The organism is Dietzia maris, from assembly GCF_014144855.1.
GTDB classification, from domain to species: domain Bacteria; phylum Actinomycetota; class Actinomycetes; order Mycobacteriales; family Mycobacteriaceae; genus Dietzia; species Dietzia kunjamensis.
This window is the reverse complement of sequence record NZ_JAALDN010000011.1, coordinates 1-7,741: the sequence shown is the minus strand read 5'-3', so window position 1 is coordinate 7,741 and position 7,741 is coordinate 1. Positions and strand designations below refer to the sequence as shown.

At 70.0% G+C, this 7,741-nt stretch carries 8 protein-coding genes; 4 read left to right on the top strand and 4 right to left on the bottom strand.

Annotation, left to right across the window (positions count from 1 at the left end):
• Nucleotides 1-70: 70 nt before the first annotated feature.
• Entirely contained in the window at nucleotides 71-856 is a 786-nt protein-coding gene (locus G6024_RS00390) for a 2-keto-4-pentenoate hydratase (protein ID WP_159147564.1), read from the bottom strand.
• Between the two features lie 51 nt (nucleotides 857-907).
• Between G6024_RS00390 and kstD the strand changes: the two genes are divergently transcribed.
• Nucleotides 908-2,638 carry a 3-oxosteroid 1-dehydrogenase gene (gene kstD, locus G6024_RS00385; RefSeq protein WP_159147563.1) on the top strand — a complete coding sequence of 577 codons (1,731 nt, stop codon included), beginning with the start codon at nucleotides 908-910 and terminating at the stop codon, nucleotides 2,636-2,638.
• A gap of 1 nt (nucleotide 2,639) precedes the next feature.
• A complete protein-coding gene (locus G6024_RS00380) occupies nucleotides 2,640-3,500 on the top strand; it encodes an enoyl-CoA hydratase ChsH3 (protein ID WP_096906069.1) in 861 nt (286 codons plus the stop codon).
• A gap of 19 nt (nucleotides 3,501-3,519) precedes the next feature.
• Here G6024_RS00380 and G6024_RS00375 read toward each other — a convergent pair whose 3' ends face one another.
• From G6024_RS00375 to G6024_RS00365, 3 genes are read right to left on the bottom strand one after another with little or no spacing between them, the layout of a single operon-like run.
• Nucleotides 3,520-4,563, bottom strand: coding sequence for an LLM class F420-dependent oxidoreductase (locus tag G6024_RS00375; protein ID WP_159147562.1), 1,044 nt, complete (start codon nucleotides 4,561-4,563; stop codon nucleotides 3,520-3,522).
• 10 nt (nucleotides 4,564-4,573) lie between these two features.
• Entirely contained in the window at nucleotides 4,574-4,918 is a 345-nt protein-coding gene (locus G6024_RS00370; RefSeq protein ID WP_119192646.1) for a hypothetical protein, read from the bottom strand.
• Nucleotides 4,915-5,166 carry a hypothetical protein gene (locus tag G6024_RS00365; protein ID WP_119192645.1) on the bottom strand — a complete coding sequence of 84 codons (252 nt, stop codon included), beginning with the start codon at nucleotides 5,164-5,166 and terminating at the stop codon, nucleotides 4,915-4,917. Before G6024_RS00365 ends, G6024_RS00370 begins: the two co-directional genes overlap by 4 nt.
• A 34-nt stretch (nucleotides 5,167-5,200) precedes the next feature.
• Between G6024_RS00365 and treS the strand changes: the two genes are divergently transcribed.
• Both treS and G6024_RS00355 read left to right on the top strand, forming a co-directional pair.
• Nucleotides 5,201-6,997, top strand: a complete 1,797-nt coding sequence (gene treS / locus G6024_RS00360) for a maltose alpha-D-glucosyltransferase (RefSeq protein ID WP_159147561.1) — start codon at nucleotides 5,201-5,203, stop codon at nucleotides 6,995-6,997.
• Nucleotides 6,994-7,741 (top strand): maltokinase N-terminal cap-like domain-containing protein (locus G6024_RS00355; RefSeq protein ID WP_478213463.1); only part of this gene is annotated, 748 nt, incomplete at its 3' end. The genes treS and G6024_RS00355, both read left to right, overlap by 4 nt.

The window sequence follows — 7,741 nt, the reverse complement described above, 5'->3', positions numbered from 1 at the left end:
CGCTGGCCCGGCTCGAGCCGCTGGTCACCCGCGTCGCCGCGGCGGCCGGTCGCGCGCTGGCCGCGGACGGTTAGCGGAAGTCCATGGTGACGTCGCCAAGCCCGGCGAACTCGGCGCGGAAGCTGTCGCCCGGGGCGGCGTCCATCGCGCGGATCGCGGTGCCCGGCAGGATCACGTCACCCTTGCGCAGACGGACACCGAACTTGGCGACCGTCGACGCGAGCCACCCGACCGAGTTGAGCGGGTTACCGAGCACCGCGTCGGAACGCCCGGACGCGAGGAACTCGCCGTTCTTGTAGAGGGTCGCGTCGATCGCCGCGACGTCGATGTCCGCGAGCCGGACCCGCTGCTCGCCCACCACGTAGCCACACGACGAGGCGTTGTCCGCGATCGTGTCGGGCAGTGTGATCTTCCAGTCCCGGATGCGGGAGTCGATCAACTCGATCGAGGGGACGACCCACTCGATCGCCGCGGCGGCCTCCTCCTGGGAACATCCCTCCGGCGGGATGTCGGCGCCCAGGATGAAGCCGACCTCCACCTCGACCCGCGGGAAGCAGAACCGGGCCGCCTCGATCGCGGTGCCCTCGGGGTATTCCATCGTGTCGAGCAGATGCCCGTAGTCGGGCTCGTCGACGCCCATCATCTCCTGCATCACCTTGGACGCCAGGCCCACCTTGTGGCCGGTCACCACCGCGCCGGCATCGAGCCTGCGGCGGATGTTGACCAGCTGGATCTCGAAGGCGTCGTCCGGGGTCATGCCAGGATGGTCGTCGGTCAGCGGCGCGATCGGCGCGACGTCCGACTCGGCGTCCCAGAGTCGCTGGGCAAGTGTGGCGCGGGTCTCCTCGTTGAGCATGAGGGGGATGCTACCTGGGCCGTCTGGCGCCACGGCGCTCAGTTCTATAACGTGTTCTACATGGCAGACCAGGAATTCGACGTCGTCGTCGTCGGCAGCGGTGGAGCAGGCATGACGGCCGCCCTCGCTGCAGCAAAGAAGGGCCTCAGCGTGGTCCTCGTAGAGAAGGCCCCGCGCTACGGAGGCTCCACCGCGCGCTCCGGCGGCGGCGTGTGGATCCCCAACAACTCCGTGCTCCGACGCGACGGCGTCCTGGACACCCCGGAGGCGGCCCGCACGTACCTCCGCTCGATCATCGGCGACGCGGTGGAGCCCGAGAAGATCGACACCTACGTCGACCGCGGTCCCGAGGTCCTGGACTTCGTCCTCGCCAACAGCCCCCTGCGGTTGGAGTGGGTCAAGGACTACTCCGACTACTACCCCGAGGCTCCCGGTGGGCGTCTCGGCGGCCGGTCCGTCGAGCCCAAGCCGTTCGACCTCCGCCAGCTCGGGTCCGAGGCCGACAAGCTGGAGCCGGGCTACGCCAAGGCGCCGGTCAACATGGTGGTGATGCAGTCCGACTACCGCTGGCTCAACCTCCTCCAGCGTCCGCACACCAAGGGCATCAGGCGTTCGATCCGGGTCGCCCTCCGGATGTTCCTCGCCAAGGCGCGCGGGCAGAACTCGGTGGGGATGGGTCGCGCGCTCATCGCCGCGATGCGCAAGGGCCTGCTCGACGCCGGCGTTCCGGTGTGGCTCGAGACCCCCATGACCGGCCTGGTCACCGAGGGTTCGGGCACCCAGGAGCGCGTCGTGGGCATCACCGTCACCCGCGGCGGCGAGGAGGTGACCCTCCGTGCGCGACTCGGCGTGGTGATCGGGTCCGGTGGCTTCGAGCACAACCAGGAGATGCGCGACAAGTACCAGCGTCAGCCCATCCCCACCTCGTGGACGGTCGGGGCCGCGGCCAACACCGGTGAGGGAATCGAGTACATGGAGAAGACCGGCGCCTCACTGTCCTTCATGGAGGACGCTTGGTGGGGTCCGACGATCCTGCTGCCGCGCGGCCCCTGGTTCGCGCTGGCCGAGCGCTCGCTGCCGTGCTCGTTCATGGTCAACTCCCGTGGTGAGCGGTTCATGAACGAGTCGCTGCCCTACGTCGAGGCCGGCCACAAGATGTACGGAGGCGAGTTCGGGCAGGCGCCCGCCGGGCAGGAGGGAACCCCCGGCGAGAACGTCCCGGCCTGGATCATCTTCGACCAGGAGTACAAGAACCGGTACCTCTTCGCCGGCCTCCAGGCCAAGCAGCCGCTGCCCCGGAAGTGGCTCGAGACGGAGAACTTCCACAAGGCGGACACCCTCGCCGAGCTCGCCGGCCTCATCGGCGTGCCGGCGGAGGCGCTGGAGCGGACCGCCGAGAAGTTCAACGGCTTCGCCGCCAAGGGCGTCGACGAGGACTTCAGCCGCGGCGAGTCGGGGTACGACCACTACTACGGCGACCCGACCAACAAGCCCAACCCGAGCCTCGGCCCGGTCCGCAAGGCGCCGTTCTACGCCGCCAAGATGGTCCCGGGCGACCTCGGCACCAAGGGCGGTGCGAACACCGACGTCCACGGCCGGGTCCTGCGCGAGGACGGCTCCGTGATCGAGGGACTCTACGCCGCGGGCAACGCCTCCTCGCCGGTCATGGGCCACACCTACGCCGGCCCGGGCGCCACCATCGGCCCCGCGATGGTCTTCGGCTACCTCGCCGTGGAGAACATGCTGGCCTCCGCCCCCACCACCGCCAAGACAGGAGTCTGACGTGCCGATCGACCTCGACAAGGCCCTCGGGGCCGAGCTGCCCTCGCAGGAGTTCTCCTGGACCGCCTCCGACGTGGCGCTCTACGCCCTGTCCGTGGGCGCGGCCGCCGACCCGATGGACACCACCGGTCTGGAGTACGTTCACGACACGGCGCCCAAGGTGCTGCCGTCGTTCGCCACCGTCGCCGCGACGATGAACGTCACCGAGGCCCCCCGCGTGTCCTTCCCGGGCGTGGAGATCGACCTGGCCAAAGTTGTCCACGGCAGCCAGTCGGTGAGACTGCACCGGCCCATCCCGGCGGCCGGAACGGCGACGACGACGACGACGATCGCCGAGATCCAGGACAAGGGCTCGGCCGCGGTGATCATCCAGGAGTCCGAGACGGTCTCCGCCGACGGTGAGAAGCTGTGGACCTCGCGCTCGGGCATCTTCGCCCGGGGCGAGGGTGGCTTCGGCGGCGATCGCGGGACCTCCGAGAAGGTCGAGTACCCCGAGCGGGAGGCCGACCACACGATCGAGGTGGCCACGCTCCCCCAGCAGGCGCTGTTCTACCGCCTCTGCGGCGACCGCAACCCGCTGCACTCCGATCCCGCGTTCGCCGAGGCGGCCGGGTTCCCCCGCCCGATCCTCCACGGCCTGTGCTCGTACGGCCTGGTCCTGCGGGCGGTCGTGGATCAGGTGCTCGGCGGCGACGTGGCGCGCGTCGGCGGCTACGGAGTCACCTTCGGCGGAATCTTCTTCCCCGGCGAGACCATGCGCATCCGGGTGTGGGAGGAGGGCTCGCGACTGCTCGTGGCGGCGACCGTCGCCGAGCGCGACGACGCCCCCGTGCTGAAGAACGTGGTGGTCGACCTCGCCTGACCGGCGCTGGTGGAGCGGCTCAGCAGAGCTCGCGGAACTGCTCCACCAGCCGGAGGCGCCCCGGGGCGTCGAGCGCCATCGGGGTGACGGTGAGCGTGGTGGCGCCGGCCTCGCGGAACGCCTCGACCCGCTCGGCCACGTATCCCGCCGGGCCGATGAGAGAGACCGACCGGACCAGCTCGTCGGGTACGGCCGCGGCGGCCTCGTCCTTCTTGCCGTCCAGGTAGAGGTCCTGGATACGGGCGGCCTCGGCCTCGTAGCCGTAGCGGCAGGCGAGCTCGTTGTAGAAGTTCTTGCCGCGCGCACCCATGCCACCGATGTAGAGGGCCAGGTGCGGGCGCACGAAGTCCAGGTAGCCGGGGACCTCGTCCTCCTCGCAGATCGCCAGCGCGGGCCCCGCGTAGACCTCGAGTTCGCCCAGCGACGGATCGCGCTTCTCCCGGCCTCTGGCCAGCGCGTCACCCCACGCCACATCCGCCTTCTCGGGATGGAAGAAGATCGGCTGCCAGCCGTTCGCGATCTCGGCCGCGAGCTCGACGTTCTTGGGGCCCAGGGCGGCGAGGATGATCGGGATGTCCTCGCGCACCGGGTGGTTGATGAGCTTGAGCGGCTTGCCCAGGCCGGTGCCCTGATCGGCGGGCAGGGGGATCTGGTACTTCTTTCCGTCGTGGACGACCTTCTCTCGGCGCCACACCTTCCGGCAGATCTCGATGATCTCGCGCGTGCGGGCCAGTGGCGCGTCGTACTTCACGCCGTGGAAACCCTCGACGACCTGCGGTCCGGAGGCGCCCAGACCGAGGGTGAAGCGACCGTCTGAGACGTAGTCCAGGCCCGCCGCGGTCATCGCGGTGAGCGTGGGCGTGCGGGTGTAGATCTGCAGGATGCCCGAGGCCAGCTCCATGGTGGACGTCTTGGCCGCGAGGTAGCCGAGCTGGCTGACCGCGTCGAACGAGTAGGCCTCGGGGACGAACGCGATGTCCAGTCCCGCCCGCTCGAGGTCGGCGGCCTCCGCGGCCGTCTCGGCGAATCCGCCGCTGTAGTTGAGAGCCATTCCGATGCGCATGCGCGCAACGCTACCGGGGGGTCCGGTCGCCGCGGATCGCCACGTCGAGCTCGCTCCCGATCCGCACGAACACCCCGACCCGCCGACGCAGCGGCGTATCGGTGCGTTCGTAGCCCACCAGCCGCATCCGCGCGTCGGAGGCGACCTCCAGGACGGTGTGCTCGGGCAGGTCGACGTCGGAGGTGGGGACGACGACGAGGTCGGCGGTCCCCAGCATCCGGGCCAGTCGCAGTCGGCGCGTCGGTTCGTCCCCCCGGCGACGCAGCCACCGGCGCACCGCGACCACACAGGCCGCGATCCCCCACGCGACGAGTGGGAGCAGCGCCACGAGCGTGAGCACCCAGCCGGGGCTCACCGCCGCACCGCCACGCGGGTGAACCGCATCGGGTCCAGCCAGAGGCCCCGCTGCACGAGTGCCTGCGTGCCCCCCACCGGTTCCAGGCCCCTGGACCGGGCCGCCGCGTAGACGACCGACCGGGGTAGCCGTAGCTCCCAGGGGCGGATGACCACCTCGTCGTCGTCACCGTCGAGCCGCACCGCGAGCGCACGGGCGCGCCGACCGTGCCGGCCCCGATACCACCGCGCCGGGTCGATTTTCCGCATGCAACGGATCGTACGGGGCCGTAGGCTCGCCCCCATGGCACCGAAGCCCGGCCTTCAGTCCGAGTCACACCCCGCCGATCCCCGTGCTGCCGAGGCGGAGCTCACCGACGACGGGCACGTCGTCGAGCCCAGCGCGGACGACTACCGTCACGCCACCGAACTCGAGATCAACCACGACTGGTACAAGTCCGCAGTGTTCTACGAGGTCCTGGTGCGGGCCTTCTACGATTCCGACGGCAACGGCACCGGCGATCTGCGCGGGCTCATCGAGAAGCTCGACTACCTCGAATGGCTCGGCGTGGACTGCCTGTGGCTGCCGCCGTTCTACGACTCGCCGCTGCGCGACGGCGGGTACGACATCCGCGACTTCCGCACCGTGCTGCCGGAGTTCGGCACGGTCGAGGACTTCGTGGAGCTCCTCGAGCAGGCGCACAGCCGGGGTATCCGGGTGATCACCGACCTGGTCATGAACCACACCTCGGACACCCACGCGTGGTTCCAGGAGTCCCGAGCGGACCCGACGGGCCCGTACGGCGACTTCTACGTTTGGTCGGACGATGACGCCCGGTACCCGGGGGCCCGCATCATCTTCGTCGACACCGAGTCGTCCAACTGGACCTACGACCCGGTGCGCGGACAGTTCTACTGGCACCGCTTCTTCTCCCACCAGCCCGACCTCAACTACGACAACCCCGAGGTCCAGGAGGCGATGATCGACGTCCTGCGCTTCTGGCTGGACCTGGGCATCGACGGGTTCCGCCTGGACGCGGTGCCCTACCTGTTCGAGCGCGACGGCACCAACTGCGAGAACCTGCCCGAGACCCACGAGTTCCTCCGCAAGTGCCGGGCCGTGGTCGAGGAGGAGTTCCCCGGGCGTGTGCTGCTGGCCGAGGCCAACCAGTGGCCCGAGGACGTGGTGGACTACTTCGGCGAGTCCGAGGTGGGCGACGAGTGCCACATGGCGTTCCACTTCCCGCTGATGCCGCGGATCTTCATGGCGGTGCGGCGGCAGTCCCGGTTCCCCGTCACCGAGATCCTCGCCCACACCCCGGACATCCCGTCGTCGGCGCAGTGGGCGATCTTCCTGCGCAACCACGACGAGCTGACGCTCGAGATGGTCACCGACGAGGAACGCGACTACATGTACGCCGAGTACGCCAAGGACCCGCGGATGAAGGCCAACATCGGCATCCGCCGGCGCCTGGCCCCGCTCCTCGACGGCGACACCAACCAGCTCGAGCTGTTCACCGCGCTGCTGTTGAGCCTGCCCGGGTCGCCGATGCTGTACTACGGCGACGAGATCGGTATGGGCGACAACATCTGGCTCGGCGACCGCGATGCCGTCCGCACTCCGATGCAGTGGAGCCCCGACCGCAATGCCGGGTTCTCCCGCTGTGATCCGGGCCGGTTGTACCTGCCCGCGATCATGGACCCCCTGTATGGCTACCAGGGCGTCAACGTGGAGGCGCAGATGAACTCCACCGCCAGCCTGCTGCACTGGACGCGGCGCATGATCCACGTCCGCAAGAGCCACCCGGCGTTCGGGCTGGGCGAGTTCACCGACCTCGGCGGGTCCAACCCGTCGATCCTGTCCTACCTGCGCACGCACGGGTCCGAGAGCGCCGGGGCCGACGTGATCCTGTGCGTCAACAACCTGTCGCGCTTCCCGCAGGCGGTGCGCCTGGACCTGGCGGAGTACGCCGGCCACCAGCCCGTCGAGCTCACCGGCGGGGTGCCGTTTCCCGAGGTCGACGCCGACCCGTACCAGCTCACGCTGCCCGGGTACGGCTTCTACTGGCTCGAGCTGCGCAGCCCGGAGGAGGGACTGTGAGCATCACCCCGATCGACGACGACACGATCGCCCGACTGCTCACCGACTGGCTGCCCGAACAGCGGTGGTTCGCCGGCAAGGGGCTGGAACTCACCGGAGTGCGGATCACCCGGCGCGAGGTGTTCCTGGACGATCCCGAGGTCCTGGTCGAGCACCTGCTGGTGGATCTCGAGGTGGACGGTCGGCCCCAGCGCTATCAGGTGCCGATCGCGACCGCGGCCGAGTTGCCGGGTGACCGACGGGCGTTCCCGTTGACCCCGGAGGGCGCCTCCCCCGTGATCTACGACGGACTGCGCGACCCCCGCGGCACCGAGTCCCTGCTCCGCCACCTGGCCGGGCAGGACGAGGTCGGCGGGCTGCGGTTCCGACTGGTCCCCGGCGCCACGCTGCCCGAGCCCACGTGGGGGCGGCTGCTGGAGGGTGAGCAGTCCAACTCGTCGCTGGTGTACGGCGACGACCTCATGGTCAAGGTGTTCCGGCTGGTCCAGCCGGGCGTGAACCCCGACGTGGAGCTGCACGCCGCGCTGGCCGACCGGGAGTGCCCGGCGGTGGCGGCGCTGCGGGGATGGGTGGAGTTGGACGACGACGACACCGCCGCCGGCGACACCGGGGCCGGGCCCACCACGCTCGCCATGGCCCAGGAGTTCATGGCCGGGGCGGCGGACGGGTGGGCGATGGCCACGGCGAGCGTGCGTGACCTGTTCGCCGAGGCCGACCTGCTCGCCGAGGAGGTCGGCACCGACT

Excerpts from the sequence above, each read along its gene's own strand:
- G6024_RS00390 (WP_159147564.1), bottom strand. The coding sequence starts at position 856 with ATGCTCAACGAGGAGACCCGCGCCACACTTGCCCAGCGACTCTGGGAC.
- treS (WP_159147561.1), top strand. The coding sequence starts at position 5,201 with ATGGCACCGAAGCCCGGCCTTCAGTCCGAGTCACACCCCGCCGATCCC.
- G6024_RS00365 (WP_119192645.1), bottom strand. The coding sequence starts at position 5,166 with ATGCGGAAAATCGACCCGGCGCGGTGGTATCGGGGCCGGCACGGTCGG.
- G6024_RS00375 (WP_159147562.1), bottom strand. The coding sequence starts at position 4,563 with ATGCGCATCGGAATGGCTCTCAACTACAGCGGCGGATTCGCCGAGACG.